The sequence below is a fragment of the Yinghuangia seranimata genome (genome assembly GCF_029953285.1).
Lineage (GTDB): Bacteria > Actinomycetota > Actinomycetes > Streptomycetales > Streptomycetaceae > Yinghuangia > Yinghuangia seranimata.
This window is the reverse complement of sequence record NZ_JASAOI010000007.1, coordinates 39,031-57,633: the sequence shown is the minus strand read 5'-3', so window position 1 is coordinate 57,633 and position 18,603 is coordinate 39,031. Positions and strand designations below refer to the sequence as shown.

Sequence of the window (18,603 nt, the reverse complement as noted above, 5' to 3'; positions counted from 1 at the left end):
GTCGCCTCGCTCATTCGTTCGCATGACTGCCGTGTGGCGGCTGCCCCGAGCGGGCCCCGGCGACACACGAGGCTTCCCAGGGCCCCAGGCCCCGGTATCCGAACCCCGGAGCCCTCACGGGCGAGCGTGCCGCCTGAATGTCGAATAAATGTGTGAAGCGGACAAATCGGGCTAGCGGCCCGACACGCGATCGTCGTCCCACGTAAGGAAGCGCCGACATGCCCGAGCGGACCCCGCGAAGATCGACGGACGCCCGCAGCGGCGGCCGCGCGGGAGCGAGAGCTTCGGGTGCAAGCCGTTCCAAGCGCCCGGCGGCTCGCGAGATCGCGCGACAGGCCCTCGAGTACGTCGGCGACCTCGTGAACCGGCCGGTGGACGGGGTCTCCGGACTGCTGCAAAACGAAAACGGGTGGCACGTCCGGATCGACGTCGTCGAGGTGCCGCGGGTGCCGGACACGACGAGCCTGATGGCCACGTACGAGCTCCGCCTCGACCGCGACGGCGAGCTCGTGGAGTACGAGCGTGTGGCGCGCTTCCGGCGCAGCGACACCGACGGCTGACCCGCGCGGGTCGGAGCCGTGCACAGAACAGCGCCAAGAAAGCGAGGCATGACGATGGGTTCCCCGAACCAGCCGGCGACCCGACAGCGCAACGATGTGGCCCGCTCGGGGAACCTGTACGACGTCCTGGACCTCATTCTCGACCGCGGACTCGTGATCGACGTGTTCGTGCGGATCTCTCTGCTCGGCCTCGAGCTGATCCAGATCGACGCACGGATCGTCGTGGCGAGCGTGGACACCTACCTCCGGTTCGCCGAGGCGACGAACCGGCTCGACCTCGAACACACCGGGCGGCGCTCCACGCTGCCGGGACTGGTCGGCGAGATGACCGAGGACACCAGCAAGGGCAAGTCCCAGGGGGCCATCGAGGGCGCGGTCGACGCGATCACCGGCAAGGTGAAGCACGCGGTCGGCGCCGGGGGCGACGACGGGGACGACGACGGGAAGGAGCGCACGCGGAGCCGGAAGAAGTCCGAGCCGGAACGCGAACCCGCACGGCCACGGCGCCGCCGCCGCTCCGACGAGGACCAGGAGTGAGCCATGGCCACGTACGTCTACGCGATCGTCCTGCCGGACCACCCGCGTGCCGAGCGCGCGTCCGGCGTCGGTGACCCCCCAGGGGACCTGCGGCGGGTCGTCGCGGAGCGGGTCGCCGCGGTGGTCGGTGACGCGCCGGCGGACCTGCGCGCGCGGAGACGCGACGTCACAGCTCACCACGACGTCCTCACCGGGTTGGCCGCCGAGGGAGGACCGGTCCTCCCCATGCGGTTCGGCATGGTGGTGGAGGACGACGCCGAGGTGGAGCGGCATCTCGCGGAGCACGGCGCGGCGTACGCGGAAGCACTGCGGCGACTCGAGGGCAAGACGGAGTTCAACGTGAAGGCGGAGTTCGACCTCGACACGGTCCTGCCCGGCCTGGTCGTCGCGGACCCGCAGATCATGGCCCAGCGCGAGCGCAGCCGCGCCACGGGCGCCCTCGACGAGCAGATGCGGCTGGGCGAGATGGTGGAGCAGGCCGTGGCCCGGCACGAGGCCGCCGTCCGGGACTTCGTCGTCGGACGCCTGGAGGGGCTGGCCGCGGACATGAAGGACGGCCCGACGGTGCGCAACGTCGCCGCCAACGTCTCGTTCCTCGTGTCCTCAGCGGACACGGCCGACTTCCGGGCCGCCGTGGACGCGCTGCGCGGCGACGTGGGCGAGGGGGTCGAACTGCGGTGCACAGGACCTCTGCCCGTGTACAGCTTCGTCCCCGAAGCGATGGCCGGCGCGGGCTGAGCCGCGAGGAACGTCAGGAGCCACTCATGGGACTGCTCACCGGATTGCTGACACTGCCGCTCGCGCCGGTCAGGGGTGTGGTGTGGGTGGCGCGCCGCATCGAGGACGCCGCGGAGCAGGAGATGTACGACCCGGCTGCCATACGAGCGGAACTAGCGGACCTGCAAAGGGACTTGGCAGACGGCCTTATCGACGAGGAAACCTACGACCGGCGAGAAGAAGAGCTGCTGGACCGCCTGGAGTACGGCATGGAGGTCCGGGGGCACGGCGGGGGTGAGGAGGAGTCATGATGAACAGAGCCGCGCTCGCTGTGGCCGTGGCCGGCGGATACGTCCTCGGCCGCACCAAGAAGGGCCGGGTGGCGCTCGGAGTCGGGAGCTACCTGCTGACCAAGCACTACAACCTGTCACCCAAGGAACTCGCCGCCGCTGGCGTACATCGCCTGGGCGCGACGCCGCAACTGTCCCGGCTCACCGAGCAGGTGCGGAACGACGTGGCGGCCGCCGGAAAGCATGCCGTGAACGCCGCCGTCGAACGGAAGGCCGGGGCCCTGGCCGACCGGCTGGAGAACAAGGCCGACGCACTGACCGAGGCGCCGGACAAGGCGAAGTCGGGGGCCAAGAAGGCCGCGTCGTCCGGTGCCGCCAAGGCGTCGTCGGCGACCCGGAAGTCCTCATCGGGGTCCGGCCGGAGCAGCGGTGGGTCGTCCACGGGCGGATCGTCGCGGAAGAGCTCGTCGAGTTCGTCGAGCTCGTCGTCACGGAAGAGCACGTCGGGCCCGGCGTCACGGAAGAGCTCGTCCAGCACGTCGTCGCGCAAGAGCACGGCGGGCGGCTCGTCGTCGCGCAAGAGCACCTCCGGCTCGTCCTCGCGCAAGAGCACGTCGGGCTCGTCGTCCAGTCGATCGCGCAGCACAGCCGGCAGCGGCCGGCAGAGCAAGAGCAAGAAGGAGTCGTGAGATGGCACCGCGCACCACAGACGAGAGCGCCGCCCGCCCGGCGAACGGCGGCGCGCAGGAGATGGTTATCGACCGGCTTGTGCAGGCCGTCGAGCACTACCTGGCCGCGCGTGCGACGCACATGGTGGAGAACGCGGGGCGCCACGTCGCGGGGGCCGCCGACCGGCTCGGCGAGGCGGCGGAGAACGGCGGCAGCGGTCTCCTGCCGTCGCTCAACCTGCCGAAGCACGTACCGTCAGCGGTCATGCACGCCGCGGCAAGCGGTGTGAAGTCCAGCCTCAGCGGCGTGACGGACAGCCTTGGGAACGCCGCGGAAAGCGCCGGGCTCACCGGCAAGAAGAAGGGCAGCCAGGGCAAGAAGTTCACCCACATCACCGAAGCCATCGACGTCGGCGTGCCGGTGGACGTCGCGTACGAGTACTGGACCCGGTACGACGACTTCTCCCAGTGGGCGAAGGGTGTGCGCAGCGTTGACGTCTCGGACGACGACGGGTCGAGCAACTGGAACCTCAAGGTCGGCCCCTCCAAGCGGAGCTGGCGCGCCGAGGTGCAGACCGACATCCCCGAAGAGTGCATCTCCTGGACCTCGCAGGGGGCCAAGGGCACGACCCGCGGAATGGTCACGTTCCACGAGCTCGGCGAGCGCTTGACCAGGATCATCGTCGACATCGAGTACCACCCGTCCGGTCCCTTCGAGAAGGTCGGCAACCTGTGGCGCGCCCAAGGCCGCCGCGTGCGCCTGGACCTCAAGGGGTTCCGGCACTACGTCATGTTCACGTCGGACGAGGAGGAGCAGGAGGACTCCGCCGCCGAAGAGGACGAGAACGAGACCACGGACGACGTCGAGGACGACGAGGCCGCGGACGAGGACGAGGACGCCGAGGACGAAGAGGACGAGGACGAAGAGGCCGAGGACGAGGACGAAGAAGACGAGGCCGAGGACGAGTACGAGGACGAAGACGAAGAGGACCAAGAGGCCACGGACGACGAAGACGACGAAGACGACGAAGACGAAGAGGCCGCAGACGAGGACGAGGACGAGGACGAGGAGGACGAAGACGAGGACGAGGACGACGAGGACGAAGAAGAAGACGACGAGCACAAGTCCGCCCGCCGGCCGGCACGCCGCACAGCCCGATGACCGGCGAGCCCGTCTACCCGACGCGAACCACCCGCCCCGCCGACCGAGGCTGGCCGGCCGATTCGCCGGCGCGGCGCGCCCCCATGGACGGCGGGCGGCGGACGGACAGCCTGGCCGACCTCCTGGAGCGCGTCCTCGACAAGGGCATCGTCATCGCGGGCGACATCAAGATCAACCTCGTCGACATCGAGTTGCTGACCATCAAGCTCCGTTTGCTCGTCGCGTCCGTCGACCGCGCGAAGGAGATGGGGATCGACTGGTGGGAGCGCGACCCCTCCCTCTCCTCCAAGGCCGCGGACCGCCAGCTCGCCGACGAGAACGAGCGTCTCCGCAGGCAGTTGGGGCAGTCGGGGGAGTCCTCCGCGGCGGCCGTCGAGTCGGCCGACGCCCGCCTGGTCGAGGAGAACCGGCGGCTGCGTGAGCTCTTGGCCGGGCACGAGGGAGGCGGGTCCAGGGAGGCCGAGTCGTGAACGCGCCCCACACCGCACGCCGCCTGGCGAGCTATCTGTACGCCGTCAGCCTGGCGCCCCTCCCCGCCGACGCCCTGGCCGACGTCGCGGGGATCGACGACGGCGTGCCCTACACGCTCCCCGAGGGGCCCCTCGTGGCGGTCGTCCAGCGGGTGCCCCGCGACGAGTTCGAAGCGGAAGAGCTGAGGAAGCGCCTCTCCGACATCGACGACGTGGACCGCATGGTCCGCGCGCACCACCGCGTCGTGCAGGCCGCCGGAAACACCGCTCCCACGGTGCCCATGCGCCTGGCCACGTTGTACGAAGACGACGAAGGCGTGCGCCGCACACTGCGCGAGGAAGGCGACCGGCTCCAGGACGCCTTGCGCCGCGTCGCCGGCCGCGCCGAATGGGGGGTCAAGGTCTACGGACCCGGCAAGGGAGGCGAGTCACGCCCCGCGGCGCGCGTCTCGGGCGCGCCACGGCCCGGTGCGGGCCGCGACTACCTGCGCCGACGCAAGGACGAGCAGCACGAGGCCGAGCGCGCCCGCGTAGCCGTGCTCCAATCCGTCGGGGAACTCGACGAGGCGCTCCGCGCCGTCGCCGACGACGTACGGCACCTTCCACCCCGCCCGGCGCCCCCCGCCCACGGCGGGGACGAGGTCGGCGACGCGGTCGGCGACGAGGTCAACGTCTTCAACGCCGCCTACCTGGTGGCGGACGACCGAACCGACGCGTTCGGCGCGGCACTCGCCCGCTGGACCGGCCCGGGCCTGCGCCTCGACGTGGGCGGCCCGTGGGTGCCGTACTCCTTCACCGCGTCCGAAGCGGGATCCGACCAGGGAGGTGTGTTCCCGTGACCGGCTCGTCGGGGGCGCTGCCCACCCCGCTGCCCAACGTGCGCACCGAAGCGACGCTGGTCGACCTGATCGACCGCCTGCTGGCCGGGGGTGTCGTCCTGTGCGGCGAGGTCTTCCTCACGATCGCGGACATTCCCCTCGTCCGGATCGATCTCCGCGCGCTCATCGCCCCCGCCGCGCCTGATACGCCGTCGGCAGGTGACGCGCGATGACCGCGAACCCCCTCGATCGAGGCGACGACTGGTGGCCCGACACACGGCCGGAAGGACGTGCGCGCCGACGGCGCCGCATCGACCTGGATCCCGACGACGTCGAACGCGACCTGGTCCGCCTGATCCTCACCCTGGTCGAACTGCTGCGCCAGGTCATGGAGCGCCAGGCGCTGCGCAGGGTCGACGCGGGCGACCTCAGCGACGACCAGGAGGAGCGGATCGGTCTGACCCTCATGCTCCTGGAGGACCGCATGGACCAGTTGCGCGAACGCTTCGGGCTGACGCCGGAGGACCTCAACCTCGACCTCGGCCCGCTGGGCACGCTGCTACCGCGCGACTGAGGTGTCGCACCCGTGCCGCGCCGCGGTGGCCCCCGGAAGCCCACCGACCTCCCCACGGACGCGTGGACCGTGGTGCTGCGCCGCACGATCGCCGAGTTCCGGCGCAGCCACCTCGGCGACAGCGCCGCCGCACTCACGTACTGGGCGACGCTGTCCCTGTTCCCCGGGCTCCTCGTCGTCGTGTCCGTCCTCGGTGTCGTGGGAAGCGCCGCCACTCAGCGGATCCTCGACAACCTCCGGGCCTTCGCGCCGGGCGCGGCACGCGACATCCTCAACGGCGCCATCACACAGCTGCAGGCCGGTCGCGGCACCGGCTCGGTCTTCGTGCTCGTGGGGCTCGCGGGGGCGCTGTGGGCGGCCTCCGGCTACGTCGGCGCCTTCATGCGCGCCGCCAACATCGTCTACGACGTCCCCGAGGGCCGCCCGCTGTGGAAGACCCTCCCCATGCGCCTCGCCGTGACGGCCGGGCTCCTGCTGTCGGCGTGCCTCGGCGCGCTCATCGTGGTCTTCACCGGCGGGGCCGCCCGCGGTCTCGGACGTGCCCTCGGCGCCGGCGACGCCGCGCTGACCGTGTGGTCGTTCGCCAAGTGGCCGGTGCTGGCCGTCCTGGTGGTTTTGACACTGACCATGCTCTACCGGCTGGCTCCGGACGTGGACGGCGAGAGCATCCGCTGGCTGAGCCCGGGCACCGTCCTCGCGCTGGTGGTCTGGCTGGCGTCGTCCGCGGTGTTCGCCGCGTACGTCGCGAACTTCCACTCCTTCAACCGCGCCTACGGCACGCTCGCGGGTATCGCGATCTTCCTGGTGTGGCAGTGGCTGACCAATGTCGCCATCCTGTGCGGCCTGATGTTCGACGCCGAACTTGCCCGCGAGCGCGCCCGCAAGGGCGGAAAGCCCCACCCCGCCAAGCGTCGCGAGCGGAAGTGACGGACCTCAGACCTCCTCGTCCATGCCGATCGCGTTCTCCAGGTCCTCGCCCACCCGCCCCTGCCTGCCTTCGCGCTGGTCGAGGAGGGCGGCGGCGATCGCGTCGAGCTTGCGCTGGACGGCGCGTTCGGCGCGGCGCTCGCTGTTCTTCAGCAGGGCCAGCAACATCAGGGTCACCGCGGTCATCAGGTCCGCGGTGAATATCTGCCACTCCACCGACCAGCCCGCGAGCTTGGCCGCGAGGAACAACGCCACCAACATCACGCACACGGCGTAGAACGCCGGGCTGCTGGTGAGGTTCGAGGCGCCCTCGGCGAACCGCTCGAATCGACCGCGTTCGTTGCGGTCCGCAGGATGCCGAAGCTTCATGCCCATCACTCCCGCGGTCTAGCTTTCGACGACGACCCGGATGCTCTCGGCGTGGTCGTCATCGGCGTCGGGCAGGACCATGCCGGCCTCCGCCCTGCTGCGCAGATAGTCGAGAACCGCGCCTGAGATGCGCTCGCCGGGCAGGACCACCGGTATGCCCGGCGGATACGGGGTGATCATCTCTGCGGCGATGCGCCCGGCGGCCTTGTCCGCGGGGACGTGCGCGGCCAGGGCGTCCAGGAACGGTGCGCGGCAATGTTCGGGACGGGCGTTCATATCCGGGCGGCTACCCGGGCGACGGGTGACTACGCGCAGACGCACGGACTACGGCGCGTGCAGGCTTCGGCACGGCCCGACGAGGCAGGGGGCCGGGCGGCGCATACCGGGGCCGGATCGGGCAAGCCGCAAAGGTATGGAGCCACGACGCGACGCAGACGGCCGTCGGGAACGCCGCGACACGCCCGAGCGGCGGGAGCGGGCGCGGCCGGAGCAACCCTCGCAGTTGCCTAAGTCCGCGTGGTGGGCGTTGCTCAAGCGCACGGTCAGTGAGTTCCGCAGGGACGAACTCCCCGATCGGGCCGCCGCGTTGACCTACTACGGGGTGCTGTCGTTGTTCCCGGCGATCCTCGTCCTCGTCTCGTTGCTGGGCGTCGCCGGCGAGTCGGCGACCCGCGCGGTGCTGGACAACGTACAGAAGCTGGCTCCGGGCGCGGTCCGCGACGTCATCACCAACGCGGTACGGGAGCTGCAGTCCAGCGCCGGGACCGGCTCGGTGCTGGCGGTCGTCGGCCTGGTGCTCGCCGTGTGGTCGGCGTCCGGCTACGTGGCGGCGTTCATCCGTGCCGCGAACGTGGTCTACGACATCGAGGAAGGCCGCCCGGTGTGGAAGCTCACGCCGCTGCGCGTGGTCCTGACCGTCGTGCTGATGGTGCTCGCCTGCGCCAGCGCGCTGATCGTGGTGTTCACCGGGGGCATCGCCCGGCAGGCCGGAGGCGCGCTCGGTCTCGGGGACACGGCGGTCGCTGTATGGGACATCGCCAAGTGGCCGGTGCTGGTGCTGCTCGTGGTGCTGATGATCGCGCTGCTTTACTGGGCGGCGCCGAACGCGAAGGACCGGGGCTTCCGGTGGATCACCCCGGGCGGGATCGTCGCCGTGGTCATCTGGGTCCTCGCCTCCGGCGGATTCGCGCTCTACGTCGCGAACTTCGCCGCCTACAACAAGACCTACGGCACCTTCGCGGGCGTCGTCGTCTTCCTCGTCTGGCTGTGGGTCGCCAACCTCGCCGTCCTGCTCGGCCTCGAGTTCGACGCCGAGCTGTCCCGCCAGCGCGCCGTCGCCGCCGGACACGCACCCGACGAGGAGCCGTACGTCGAACCCCGCGACACCCGCGCCTGGACGCCGGAGGCGCGCGAGGAGCCTGACGAGCGTCAGGCCGCCGATCGGGAGACCTGACCGCGTCCGGCGTGCCGACGTTTCCCGCGTTCAGCGGCCGGTTCCGCCCGTGTGCCGTGGTCGCGTCGGGGTAGCCGTCCTGGGCCGTCGGAGCGTCTGGCGGCGCGAACCGGAAAGGACGGCCATGAGCCGCCGTACCGACGTCACCGAGGAACTCACCGCCGACCACCGCAGGGTGGAGCGGCTGTTCGCCGCCATCGGCGAGGCGCCCGTGCGCGCCAAGCGCCGCAAGGAGCTGGCCGACACGCTCACCACCGAGCTCATGCGCCACTCCGCCGCGGAGGAGGCGTACCTCTATCCGACGGTGCGCGAGACCGTCCCGGGTGGGGACTCGCTCGCCGACAAGGAACTCGCCGACCACGCCGGGATCGAGGGGCACCTCAGGGACCTCGAGGGCTACGACGCGGACCACGAGCGGTTCGACGCCCTGCTCGCCGTGCTGAAGGCCGAGGTCGCCGAGCACGTCCGGAACGAGGAGGAGCGCCTGTTCCCGCGGCTGCGCCGGTGCTGCTCCGCCGACCGGCTCGGCGGTCTCGGTGACGACGTGCGCCGCGCCAAGCGGCTCGCCGGGGGGTGACCGGCCCCGGGGCCGCGTCTCGGCCCCGGACGGATGATCCGTCCGGGGCCGATCCGAAACGACTGCGGCGTGACAGGTGTGACCGGTGCGACGGTCGCGGTGCGGTGGCGCTGCTCCACGGCGGCGCGGAACCTGTGCGGCCCCGCACCGCCGGCCGGCTACCACCGGTACCAGCGTCCTCGGGAGCGACCGGTCCCCGCGCCCCGGAAGAAGAACCCGAGCAGCCAGAGAACCAGCACGAACACGGCGATCCACCACAGGAGATGGAGCGCGAACCCGGCGCCGAAGAGCAGCAGCGCCAACAGCAGGACGATCAGAAGAGGGACCATAACCCTCCGCTGCCCGCGACCAGGACATCCATGCGTCGCAGCCTCGACGCGCCAGCGCATGCGCCCGGGCGACAGGCCGTGACCAGACGGCGGAAAGGCCCCGGCCCGGCGGACTGCCGCAGCTCCCAGGGTCCGCCGGGCCAGGGGATCAGGGGCCGCCCGCGCCTCGGCGGCGGCCGGCGGCCAGGGCCCTGCCGCGGCCGCTCAGGCCTGCGGTTCGAGCAGGATCTTCACCGCCCCGCCGCGCTTGTCGCGGAACATCTCGTACGCCTCCGGCGCGTCGGTCAGCGGCAGGTGATGGGTGGCGAACTGCTCGGTCCCCAGCGGGTCTTCGGCGTCGAGCAGCGGCATCAGGTCGTCCACCCAACGCCGCACGTTGGCCTGTCCCATGCGCAGTTGGATCTGCTTGTCGAAGAGCGTGAGCATCGGCAGCGGGTCGTTCATGCCGCCGTACACGCCCACGATGGAGATCGTGCCGCCGCGCCGGACCATGTCGATCGCGGTGTAGAGCGCGCACAGCGGGTCGACACCGGCCTTGCGCATGACGCGTTCGGCGAGCCGGTCGGGCAGCACGGCGACGAGGCGTTGCGCGGCCTTGGCGACGGGTGCGCCGTGGGCCTCCATGCCGACCGCGTCGATGACCGCGTCGGGGCCGCGGCCGTCGGTGCGTTCGCGGACCGCGGCGGCGATGTCGGCGCGGTCGCGCAGGTCCAGGACGTCGACGCCGTGCGCGGCCGCGCGGTCCAGGCGTTCGGGCACCAGGTCGATGCCGAAAACCTGCTTGGCGCCGCGGTGCAGCGCGATGCGCGCGGCCATGTCGCCGATCGGGCCCAGCCCGAGTACGGCGACGGTGCCGCCCTCGGGGACGTCCGCGTACTCGACGGCCTGCCACGCGGTGGGCAGCACGTCGGAGAGGAACACGAACCGGTCGTCGGGCGGGCCTTGGGGGACCTTGATGGGCAGGTGGTCGGCGAACGGTACGCGCAGCAGCTCGGCCTGCCCGCCGGGGACCTGCCCGTACAGCTTCGTGTAGCCGAACAGCGAGCCGCCGGTCCCCTGGTCGCGGTTCTGGGTGGTCTCGCACTGCGAGTGGAGACCGAGCCCGCACATCGCGCACGTGCCGCACGAGACGTTGAACGGGACGACCACGCGGTCGCCCGCGCGCAGCGACGCGACCTGCGGGCCGACCTCCTCGACGACGCCCATGGCCTCGTGGCCCAGGATGTCGCCCGGCGTCAGGAACGCCCCGAGCACCTCGTACAGGTGCAGGTCGGAGCCGCAGATCCCGGTCGACGTGACGCGGACGAGCGCGTCGGTGGGCTCGGTGATCGCCGGATCGGGTTCGGACGTCACGCGGACGTCGCGGTGGCCTTGCCAGGTGAGGGCCTTCACGGGGGACTCCCGTCGGGGGACATGGGGCGCGGGTCAGACGCCGTGCGGTTCGTTCCAGCGCCGGGCGGCCTGTTCACCCAGCCCGGTCAGGTGCCGCGACCAGGCCGGCTGGCCGAAGGCGCGGGCGACGGTGCCCGGCACGTCGGCGCCGGCCGCGGCGGCCGTGTCGTCGTCGGGCGGAGCGGGCAGGAGGCGTCCGGCGAGGCCGAGCATCCGCACCGTCGTCGCGGGGGCCAGGCCGTGCATGCGGACGGCGGCCTTCGCGGCGACGGTGAGGACCACCTCGGGCCGGCCACGGGCGGCGGCCCGCACCACGGCGCGGGCGGCGCGTTCGGCGTCCATGGACAGCAGCGGCAGCGACGCGGCGGCCGCGAACCACGCGAACTCGCGCTCGTGGCGGCCGCCGAAGCGCGCCGCGCGGTACGAGCCGGTGCGCATAAGGCCGGGCAGCACGGTCGTCACCGCGATCCCGGCGCCCGCCAGCTCGGCGCGCAGCCCCTCGGAGAACCCCACGGCGGCGAACTTGGCCGCGCTGTAGGGCAGCAGGTGCGGCGCGGCGACGCGTCCGCCCAGCGACGTGATGTTGACGATCCGGCCGTCGCCGCGGGCCCGCATGCCGGGCAGCAGCGCCAGGGTCAGGCGCATCGGGCCGGCGAACATCACGTCCATCGCGGCCTCGTACTGGTCGGGCGAAGTGCACTCGACCGGGCCGACGGAGATGATGCCCGCGTTGTTGACCAGCGCGTCGACGCCGCCGTACCGGTCGCCGAGCTCGGCGACGAGCGCCTCCACGTCGTCGGGGCGACTCACGTCGCACCGGTGGGTGGACACCGTGCGTCCGGTGTCGAGGCGGACGGTGTCGGCCGCGCGGGCGAGTTCGGCCTCGTCCCGGGCGCAGACGGCGACCCGGGCGCCGAGGGCCGCGAGTTCACGCGCGACGAGCAGCCCGAGGCCGCGTGAGCCGCCCGTGACCAGCGCGGTCCGGTCGCGGAACCACGCGGTTCCGCGCCTCGCGTACGCACGCGCGGTGGGGCCGGCCATGGCCACCTCCAGAGGGGATGTGAACGGCCTGACATGCGGGCGGCTGTCCGGCCTCCCGGTCAAGAAACCTCCGTGCGGGATCCGCCGGGGCCCGCGGCCCGCGGCGGGGCACCGGTGAAGCGTCCGCATCGAACCCGGCGTCCCGGGCAGCCACGAAGAGACACAGGAAGGTCTCTTTCACGATGAGGACGACGACGGCCCGCTCGCGGCGCCGTGCCACGCGGCCGACGGGAGCCGGGGATTCCGCGATCGCCACGGCGGCGCGCGCCGGGCTCGCGGCACGTGGCGCGGTGTACCTGCTGGTGGGCGTGCTGGCCCTGCGGATCGCCTTCGGCGACACGGGCCGACAGGCCGACCGGGGCGGCGCGGTACGGGAGTTGGCCAAGCAGCCGTTCGGCGGGGCACTGGTGTGGGCGCTCGGCGTCGGCCTCGCGTGCATGGCCCTGTGGCGGCTCTCCGAGGCCGTCTTCGGCGCGGCGGGCCGCGGCGGGAGGAAGGCGGGGAAACGGCTGCTGTCGCTCGCGCGCTTCGCCTTCTACGCCGTCGCCGCCGGCTCGGTCCTCTCACTCGCCGCCGGCCGCTCGGACGGACAGGGCGGCTCCGGGGAGAAGTCGTCGGACCAGCAGTCCAAGGACGCCACCGCCAAGGCGCTGGACATGCCCGGCGGACGCTGGCTGGTCGCGGCGGCGGGACTCGTGGTCGTGGGAGTCGGGATCGGCCTCGCGGTCCGCGCGCTGCGCCGCACCTACCGCGACCACCTCAAGCTCGGCGAGATGTCGGCCGGGACCAGGCGCACGGTCGACGCGCTCGGCATCGCGGGCGGCACGAGCCGCGGCACCGTCTACGCGGCGGCCGGGCTGTTCGTGCTGGTCGCCGCCGCCAAGTACGACCCGGACAAGGCCAAGGGCCTCGACGACACCTTGCGCAGCTTCGCGGACACCCCGGCCGGACCGCCGCTCCTGGCCGCCGTCGCAGTGGGCCTGATGCTGTTCGGCCTGCTCTCGTTCGCCATGGTCCGCTGGCGCCGCGTCTGACGGCGCCGGACCGCCGCGGCGAGCGTGACGCGGGCGGCGCGGGCCTCGGCCGCGCGCCGCCGCACGTGCGTCCCGTCCGTCAGACCTCGCCGCGCCAGCCGCCCGTCGTGCGGCCGTCGCGCAGTTCCATGAACTCCCGGAACCTGTCCAGGTCGCGGCGCGCCAGGCGGCGGACGAAGCCGAGTTTGTCGCCGACCGTCTCGGCGAAGCCCGACGGGTCGTGCTCGAGCTGGAGCATGATCTTGGTGCGGTTGTCCTCCAGCCGGTGGAAGGTGACCACACCGCCCTGCTGGGGGCCCGTGCGGCTGCGCCACGCGATGCGCTCGTCCGGGATCTGCTCGGTGATCTCCGCGTCGAACTCCCGCTGGACGCCGTCGATCTTCGTCACCCAGTGGGTGTGCGTGGCGTCGAGCTGGTCGACGCGCTCCACACCGTCCATGAACCTGGGGAACTCCGCGAACTGCGTCCACTGGTCGTAGGCGGCCCGCACCGGCACCTCGATCTCCACCGACTCCTCGACCGTGGTCATCACACGCCTCCCATCCGCCCCATGGCACACAGGGCGTCCCGGCCCGCGCGGTCGGCGGGCACGTGTGCGCGCTGCCCGCGATCCGGCGGATGAAGCGTCCGGAAACCCTCCCGTACATCGTCCGGAACGTCCCGGGTAGATACCCAGTGAAGCCCTGAAGGCCCCCACCCCAGGGAGGTAAGCCATGCCCGCCCAGAGCTCCGCGTACGACCGCATGGTCGGCGAGAACGACGCCCTGCGGTACCTGATCGCGCGCTGGCGGTCCCATCCCGAGGACGCCGTCGAGCTCTTCGGGCGCGCGTCCCGCATGTGGCGCGCGACCGCCGCGGCCAAGCACCGCACGCTCTACCCGGCCATCCAGCGGCAGGTGCCCAAACGCTCGGCGTGGGTCGAGGCGGCCGTCCGCGAGAACACGCACATCAACGGCTTCCTCGGGACGGCCGAACGGATCGCACCCGGAGGGGACGGCTTCCTGGAACAGGTCTACGAGGCGGCCGCGGCGGCCGACGGCCTGCTGCTCCACGAACGCCGCGACATCTTCCCGGCGTTGCGCGACGACGCCTGGCCCGGCGGAGGCGCGGACCGGATCGTCGACGAGTACCTGGCGCTGCGGGACCGCATGTACGACGAGCTCTGCGACGGCCAGACGGTCGAGGAGCGGTGGGCGCGCAGGGGCAACACCGCGCTGCGGCACGGCGTGTAGAGCCGCGGCCGCTGAGCCCGGCCCGAGGCGACGGCCGTCCGGGGGTCAATCACCGGTACGCGGGTAGCGGCGTGCCAGAAGGAGTTGACACCCCATGTTCTGGCCATCACCTCATCGCGGCCCCGACCGTACCGACACGGCGGTGCTGAGCCGCAGCCACCACGACCGGGTGCGCCGGGTACGTGAGTTCGCCCGGGTGGCCCGGACCTCGCTGGACGACGACCAGGTCGCCGTGCTCACCGAGCGGCTTCTCGCGCGGCTGCGGACACTGCAGCCGATCAGCCCCGCGTACAGCCGGTTCCGCGTGTGCGTCGCCGAGCTCAACGAACCGACGGCGGACGCGGTCACCGCGGAACTGCTCGGCCTGCGGCCGGGCATGTCGGGCGGCGAACACGCCCACCGGATCGCCCGCCGCGGCCTGCGGCGCGCGATCGACACCTATACCCCGGGCGCGGGTGCGGACTTCCGGACGTACGCGACAACAGTGATCGCGGACGAGGCGCGGCGCCTGGCGCGTACTCGATAGGCGTGCGGCGGACTTACGCGGCCGTCCACCCAGGGGACTTCACAAGACGTCGGCAAGCGGCTTCAGCGCGACGGATGCTCACCGCGTCCGTCGCGCTCCTCCATGCCCGCGGCCGCCACGCCCAGGATCTCGGCCACGGGACGCCCGCCGTCGGCGGGGTGACGCAGCGGGCCTTCGGGGACCACCGTGTAGGCGTTGCGGCGCCCGACCTTGGAGCGGCGCAGGTAGCCGGCCGCCTCCAGGTCCGCCAGGATCGCGCCCACGGTCCGCTCGGTCAGCAGGCAGCTCGCGGCGATGTCGCGGACGCGGATCAACGGATCGCGGGCGACCATCGCCAGCACGCGGGCGTGGTTCGTCAGGAACGTCCAGCGTGCCGTCGTGGTCTCGACGGACTCGCTCACCCGTCCATCGTACGAGCCCGGAGCCGGTCCCGGAATACCGGAAATCCATTTCCGGAAACTGTTGACCATATGTGAGCCCCGGGCGCAAGGTGGAGTAACCGAATCGTCAAGCGCACCCCGAGGGGGTCGCCACCAATGCCGCATCGACCGCGCGATCGGGGGAGCGACCGCACCGCACCCGCACGCGGCGACCTCCGTGTGGAGACCGCCGACAACGCGGACGGTGTGCGCCTGCTCGTGGCCGGCGAGCTCGACCGCGACAGCGCGGAGCAGCTGCGGGCCACCGTCGACGCCGCGCTCAAGCGGCAGCCCGGTGTGCTGGTCATCGACCTGTCGGGCGTGACGTTCTGCGACAGCAGTGGCCTGCACGTGCTCCTGCACGCCCGGCGCGCCGTGGCGGCGCACGGCGGAGAGCTCACCCTGCGGACCGGCAGGACCGTGGACAGCCTGCTGCACATCACCGGCACGGCCCGGCTGTTCATGATCGCGCCCGACACCGGCGCGGACGCCGGGGGCGGCGGACGGCGCGGCACGTCCTGACCCGCCCGGACCGCGCCCGCCCCGGCCCACGAAGCCCCCGCACACTGCGGCTGTCCGGGACGGGGGCGGTCAGCCGTCCGTCTGCGGCACCTGGAACCCGACCAGACACGTGTCGTCTCGCGGATTCGGCGCCCCCAAGTGCCGCATCACATGTGTCACGCAGGCCTGCAGATCGTCCGTCGGGCCCTCCCGGACGGTGCTCAGCAGCTGGGAGAGCCCGCGCCCCAGGCCGCCGCCCCGGTGCGCCACCAGGCCGTCGGTGTACATCAACACGATGTCGCCCGGGTCCAGGGACACCGTCGCCGAGCGGTACTCGGCCTCCGCGGCGGCGCCGAGGACCATGCCGGGCGGCGGGGTCAGCACGTCCGCCGTCCCGACCCGGACGCGCAGCGGGGGCAGGTGCCCCGCCTGCGCCCACGTCAGGACACCGGAGGCCGGGTCGAGGTGCCCGCAGACGGCTGTCGCGATGTAGTCCGCGCGCTGGTGGCACAGCATCACGTTGAGCCAGCCGAGGATCTTCGCCGGATCCGCGCCCGTATACGCCATACCGCGCAGCGCGTGCCGCAACTGCGTCATCCCGGCGGCCGCGGTCAGCCCGTGCCCGGACACGTCCCCGACGGCGACGAGCGCCCGGCCGTCGGGCAGGCCCGCCACGTCGTACCAGTCCCCGCCGACCCGCGCGGCCGACTCCGCCGGGACGTAGTGCGCCGCGAACCGGACGTGCTCCGGATAGCTGTCCGGCGACCGCACGAGCGCCTGCTGGAGCGCGCGCACGAGGTCGTGCTCCGCCTCCGTACGGCCGCGCTCCTCGACCAGCTCGCTGCGCGCGGTGGCGAGGGCGGCGCGGGTGCGCTGCCACGCGGACACGTCCTGGAGGACGCCGCTCACCGCGAGCACCGGTTCGTCGGCGGGCCCCGGGGCCGGCCCGGCCGCCACCCGCACCGTGCGCGCGCCACCGTCCGGACGGGTGATCAGGAACTCCACGGTCTGCGGACGGTGTTCGGTCAACAGCTCGTGCCACGCGGCGGTGATGGCGGCCCGGGTCCGCCCGTCGACCAGCGCCGCCGCGCGGCCCGGGCTCGGCGCCCCGTCGGCGGGCCGCAGGCCGGTGATCGCGAACATCTCGGGAGACCACACCACTTCGCCGGTCCCGACGTCGTAGTGCCACGTGCCGATGTGGGCCAGCCGCTGCGCCTGCGCGAGCTGTGCCGCCTGGCGCTCGCCGACGTCGTGGATACGCCAGCTCAGCAGGAGGCCGTCGAGGAAGCGCACCGCGCGCAGGGTCATCGTGGAGGAGTGCAGCGTGCCGCCGACCAGTTCGACGAACTGCTCGGCGACGCCCTCGTACGGCGTTCCGGTCGCCTGCACCTCCAACAGCTGCGCGAACACGCCCGACGTGACCATGCCCGGGTACAGCTCGGACATCCGCCCGCCCACCATGTCCTCGGCGGTACGCCCCGCCAGGTCCACGGTCGCGGTGTTCGCGTACTCGACGCGGAAGTCCTCGACGCGGTCGGCGTCGTCCTCGGCGTCCGCCCGGTGCACCGGCGCGAGGATCATCACCGGGTCCAGGAGCGCGTCCAACAGCGAGCGGAACCACCGGTCGCCGCCCTGCGAGGGCTCGGCCGACGACGCCGTCCACGCGGTCAGCCGCGCGAGGGCCCGCGCGCACAACCCCGCCAATGCCGTCAGGTACGTCATGGCGTCGGCGTCGTCCAACGCCTCGGTCGGCCTCGGCCAGGACACCGCCAGCGCGCCGACGACGCCGCCGTCCGGCGCGGTCAGCGGCAGTGCGCACAGGCTCTCGCCGGGCATCAGCGGCTCGCCGCCCGGCAGCGGGTACCGCGCGGTGAACTCCGCACGGTCCCGCACGAGAACAGGCCGCCCCGACCGGACGGCGTCGCTCAGCGGCAGCGCGGTCTGCGGCGGGATCCGGTGCCACGCGCTGACCTGCGCCTCCGGTACGCCGTCCGTGCCCGCCAGACGCAGGCCGCCGTCGGCTTCCAGGCGGGCGACGGCCACCGCGTGCGCGCCCAGCGCCGCGACGCCCTCCCGGCGCAGCAGCCGGGCCAGCTCGCCGGTGTCCGCCGCGCTGGCCAGCGCCGACGCGGCGACGTGGTAGCGCGCCGCGAACGTCGCGGGCGGCTGCGGGTCGCGCGCCTCGGGGGCGCCCCGCGCCAGGTCGACGCGGGGCGGGATGCGGGCGGGGGAGTGCGGCACGACGCCGCGCCGTGCGCGCTCCGCGTCCCGCGGGCCCCGGGAGTCCCGCGCGTCCTCGGTGGGCGCGTCCTCGAGGTCGTGCCCGTCCCGCGTGTCGGGGGCCGCCACGCCCAGCACACCGGCCGCGACGTCCACGAGCTTCACGTTGTCGTGCTGCGACACCGTCGCCAGATACGCGAACGCCTCGTCGGCCGAGCACGACATGCGCGCCATCAGCACGCCCTTCGCCTGCTCGATGACGCCGCGCGACCGCATCGCCCGCCGCAGCCCCGAGACCTCGGCGCGCAGCCGGTCGATGGTCTCCGTCAGCACCTCGGTCTCGCCGCGGGAGGACTGCCCCGTGCCGTCGCCCGGCGGGTCGCGCGACGCGCGCTCCTCGGCGGAGGGCGCGGTCGGCGGGAGATCAGTCACCGGACGCCGACCCGACGTCGCGGTAGGTCGGGAGCAGCGGCCCCACCTGGGTCACTTCGATGAGCCTCAGCACCTGCTCGTCGGGCGCCGCGAGGCGCAGCGCGCCGCCGTTCTCGCGCAGGTCCCGCGCGGCGTTCAGCAGCACGCGCAGCCCGCTGGAGTCCATGAACGCCACATCGCGCATGTCGATCACGAGGCGCCGCGCCCCCGCCGCGGCGATCCCGCCCAGGTACTTCGCGAAGTCCGGCGCGGAGTAGAAGTCGAGGTCGCCGGGCACCTCCACGACGGTCCAGCCGTCGTCGGCGGCGCGCGGACGCCCGCCGCCGGTTCCATAGGACGCGGCCATACTTACCCT

26 protein-coding genes are annotated in these 18,603 nt (G+C 72.8%); 17 read left to right on the top strand and 9 right to left on the bottom strand.

Translation table 11 applies throughout. From position 1 onward, the window contains the following. The first annotated feature begins 218 nt into the window (after positions 1-218). From QI554_RS04590 to QI554_RS04540, 11 genes are all read left to right on the top strand, one after another. The gene (locus QI554_RS04590; RefSeq protein WP_281466098.1) at positions 219-560 is read left to right on the top strand and encodes a gas vesicle protein GvpO; all 342 of its coding nucleotides are present in this window, start codon (positions 219-221) and stop codon (positions 558-560) included. 48 nt (positions 561-608) lie between these two features. Then, positions 609-1,097 carry a gas vesicle protein GvpJ gene (gene gvpJ, locus QI554_RS04585; RefSeq protein WP_425527911.1) on the top strand — a complete coding sequence of 163 codons (489 nt, stop codon included), beginning with the start codon at positions 609-611 and terminating at the stop codon, positions 1,095-1,097. Positions 1,098-1,100: 3 nt separating this feature from the next. Next, positions 1,101-1,835 carry a GvpL/GvpF family gas vesicle protein gene (locus QI554_RS04580; RefSeq protein ID WP_281466096.1) on the top strand — a complete coding sequence of 245 codons (735 nt, stop codon included), beginning with the start codon at positions 1,101-1,103 and terminating at the stop codon, positions 1,833-1,835. A 26-nt stretch (positions 1,836-1,861) separates the two neighbouring features. Continuing rightward, the gene (locus QI554_RS04575; protein WP_281466094.1) at positions 1,862-2,125 is read left to right on the top strand and encodes a gas vesicle protein GvpG; all 264 of its coding nucleotides are present in this window, start codon (positions 1,862-1,864) and stop codon (positions 2,123-2,125) included. Then, positions 2,122-2,793 carry a hypothetical protein gene (locus QI554_RS04570; protein ID WP_281466092.1) on the top strand — a complete coding sequence of 224 codons (672 nt, stop codon included), beginning with the start codon at positions 2,122-2,124 and terminating at the stop codon, positions 2,791-2,793. Before QI554_RS04575 ends, QI554_RS04570 begins: the two co-directional genes overlap by 4 nt. Before the next feature lies 1 nt (position 2,794). After that, the gene (locus tag QI554_RS04565) at positions 2,795-3,934 is read left to right on the top strand and encodes an SRPBCC family protein (RefSeq protein ID WP_281466090.1); all 1,140 of its coding nucleotides are present in this window, start codon (positions 2,795-2,797) and stop codon (positions 3,932-3,934) included. Positions 3,935-4,017: 83 nt separating this feature from the next. Then, positions 4,018-4,404, top strand: coding sequence for a gas vesicle protein (locus QI554_RS04560; RefSeq protein ID WP_281466426.1), 387 nt, complete (start codon positions 4,018-4,020; stop codon positions 4,402-4,404). Beyond that, positions 4,401-5,243, top strand: coding sequence for a GvpL/GvpF family gas vesicle protein (locus QI554_RS04555; RefSeq protein ID WP_281466088.1), 843 nt, complete (start codon positions 4,401-4,403; stop codon positions 5,241-5,243). The genes QI554_RS04560 and QI554_RS04555 overlap by 4 nt, the downstream gene beginning before the upstream one ends. Then, positions 5,240-5,455, top strand: a complete 216-nt coding sequence (locus tag QI554_RS04550) for a gas vesicle protein (RefSeq protein ID WP_343230758.1) — start codon at positions 5,240-5,242, stop codon at positions 5,453-5,455. The genes QI554_RS04555 and QI554_RS04550 overlap by 4 nt, the downstream gene beginning before the upstream one ends. Continuing rightward, positions 5,452-5,796, top strand: coding sequence for a gas vesicle protein K (locus QI554_RS04545; protein WP_281466086.1), 345 nt, complete (start codon positions 5,452-5,454; stop codon positions 5,794-5,796). Before QI554_RS04550 ends, QI554_RS04545 begins: the two co-directional genes overlap by 4 nt. Positions 5,797-5,808: 12 nt before the next feature. Beyond that, positions 5,809-6,723 carry a YihY/virulence factor BrkB family protein gene (locus tag QI554_RS04540; RefSeq protein WP_281466084.1) on the top strand — a complete coding sequence of 305 codons (915 nt, stop codon included), beginning with the start codon at positions 5,809-5,811 and terminating at the stop codon, positions 6,721-6,723. 6 nt (positions 6,724-6,729) lie between these two features. Here the strand turns inward: QI554_RS04540 and QI554_RS04535 are convergent, their stop codons facing one another. Beyond that, on the bottom strand, positions 6,730-7,092 hold the full coding sequence (locus QI554_RS04535; protein ID WP_281466082.1) for a low affinity iron permease family protein: 363 nt from the start codon (positions 7,090-7,092) through the stop codon (positions 6,730-6,732). Positions 7,093-7,110: 18 nt separating this feature from the next. Continuing rightward, positions 7,111-7,413 (bottom strand): Orn/Lys/Arg family decarboxylase, encoded by a 303-nt coding sequence (locus QI554_RS04530; protein ID WP_281466080.1) that lies wholly within the window; start codon positions 7,411-7,413, stop codon positions 7,111-7,113. A 91-nt stretch (positions 7,414-7,504) separates the two neighbouring features. On the opposite strand from QI554_RS04530, the gene QI554_RS04525 reads away from it, so the two are divergent. Both QI554_RS04525 and QI554_RS04520 read left to right on the top strand, forming a co-directional pair. Further along, positions 7,505-8,545 carry a YihY/virulence factor BrkB family protein gene (locus tag QI554_RS04525; protein ID WP_281466078.1) on the top strand — a complete coding sequence of 347 codons (1,041 nt, stop codon included), beginning with the start codon at positions 7,505-7,507 and terminating at the stop codon, positions 8,543-8,545. 124 nt (positions 8,546-8,669) lie between these two features. Next, a complete protein-coding gene (locus QI554_RS04520; RefSeq protein WP_281466075.1) occupies positions 8,670-9,122 on the top strand; it encodes a hemerythrin domain-containing protein in 453 nt (150 codons plus the stop codon). Positions 9,123-9,280: 158 nt separating this feature from the next. Here the strand turns inward: QI554_RS04520 and QI554_RS04515 are convergent, their stop codons facing one another. The 3 genes from QI554_RS04515 to QI554_RS04505 form a co-directional block, all read right to left on the bottom strand. Beyond that, positions 9,281-9,451 (bottom strand): DUF5670 family protein, encoded by a 171-nt coding sequence (locus QI554_RS04515; RefSeq protein ID WP_281466074.1) that lies wholly within the window; start codon positions 9,449-9,451, stop codon positions 9,281-9,283. A gap of 204 nt (positions 9,452-9,655) precedes the next feature. After that, positions 9,656-10,843 carry a zinc-dependent alcohol dehydrogenase gene (locus QI554_RS04510; RefSeq protein ID WP_281466072.1) on the bottom strand — a complete coding sequence of 396 codons (1,188 nt, stop codon included), beginning with the start codon at positions 10,841-10,843 and terminating at the stop codon, positions 9,656-9,658. A 33-nt stretch (positions 10,844-10,876) separates the two neighbouring features. Continuing rightward, positions 10,877-11,884: an SDR family NAD(P)-dependent oxidoreductase gene (locus tag QI554_RS04505; RefSeq protein WP_281466069.1), complete on the bottom strand. Its 1,008-nt coding sequence runs from the start codon at positions 11,882-11,884 to the stop codon at positions 10,877-10,879. A gap of 182 nt (positions 11,885-12,066) precedes the next feature. On the opposite strand from QI554_RS04505, the gene QI554_RS04500 reads away from it, so the two are divergent. Beyond that, entirely contained in the window at positions 12,067-12,918 is an 852-nt protein-coding gene (locus QI554_RS04500) for a DUF1206 domain-containing protein (protein ID WP_281466068.1), read from the top strand. A 79-nt stretch (positions 12,919-12,997) separates the two neighbouring features. On the opposite strand, the gene QI554_RS04495 is transcribed toward QI554_RS04500, so the two are convergent. Further along, positions 12,998-13,447 (bottom strand): SRPBCC family protein, encoded by a 450-nt coding sequence (locus QI554_RS04495; protein ID WP_281466066.1) that lies wholly within the window; start codon positions 13,445-13,447, stop codon positions 12,998-13,000. A gap of 184 nt (positions 13,448-13,631) precedes the next feature. Between QI554_RS04495 and QI554_RS04490 the strand changes: the two genes are divergently transcribed. Together QI554_RS04490 and QI554_RS04485 are read left to right on the top strand one after the other, a co-directional pair. Continuing rightward, the gene (locus tag QI554_RS04490; protein ID WP_281466064.1) at positions 13,632-14,150 is read left to right on the top strand and encodes a hypothetical protein; all 519 of its coding nucleotides are present in this window, start codon (positions 13,632-13,634) and stop codon (positions 14,148-14,150) included. A 94-nt stretch (positions 14,151-14,244) separates the two neighbouring features. Next, on the top strand, positions 14,245-14,676 hold the full coding sequence (locus QI554_RS04485) for a hypothetical protein (protein ID WP_281466062.1): 432 nt from the start codon (positions 14,245-14,247) through the stop codon (positions 14,674-14,676). A 62-nt stretch (positions 14,677-14,738) separates the two neighbouring features. On the opposite strand, the gene QI554_RS04480 is transcribed toward QI554_RS04485, so the two are convergent. Continuing rightward, positions 14,739-15,077 carry a helix-turn-helix transcriptional regulator gene (locus QI554_RS04480; RefSeq protein ID WP_281466060.1) on the bottom strand — a complete coding sequence of 113 codons (339 nt, stop codon included), beginning with the start codon at positions 15,075-15,077 and terminating at the stop codon, positions 14,739-14,741. Between the two features lie 135 nt (positions 15,078-15,212). On the opposite strand from QI554_RS04480, the gene QI554_RS04475 reads away from it, so the two are divergent. Next, the gene (locus QI554_RS04475; protein WP_281466059.1) at positions 15,213-15,617 is read left to right on the top strand and encodes an STAS domain-containing protein; all 405 of its coding nucleotides are present in this window, start codon (positions 15,213-15,215) and stop codon (positions 15,615-15,617) included. Positions 15,618-15,686: 69 nt separating this feature from the next. On the opposite strand, the gene QI554_RS04470 is transcribed toward QI554_RS04475, so the two are convergent. Both QI554_RS04470 and QI554_RS04465 read right to left on the bottom strand, forming a co-directional pair. Next, a complete protein-coding gene (locus QI554_RS04470; RefSeq protein WP_281466057.1) occupies positions 15,687-18,248 on the bottom strand; it encodes a SpoIIE family protein phosphatase in 2,562 nt (853 codons plus the stop codon). Further along, positions 18,241-18,594 (bottom strand): STAS domain-containing protein, encoded by a 354-nt coding sequence (locus tag QI554_RS04465; protein WP_281466055.1) that lies wholly within the window; start codon positions 18,592-18,594, stop codon positions 18,241-18,243. The genes QI554_RS04470 and QI554_RS04465 overlap by 8 nt, the downstream gene beginning before the upstream one ends. Positions 18,595-18,603: the final 9 nt, after the last annotated feature.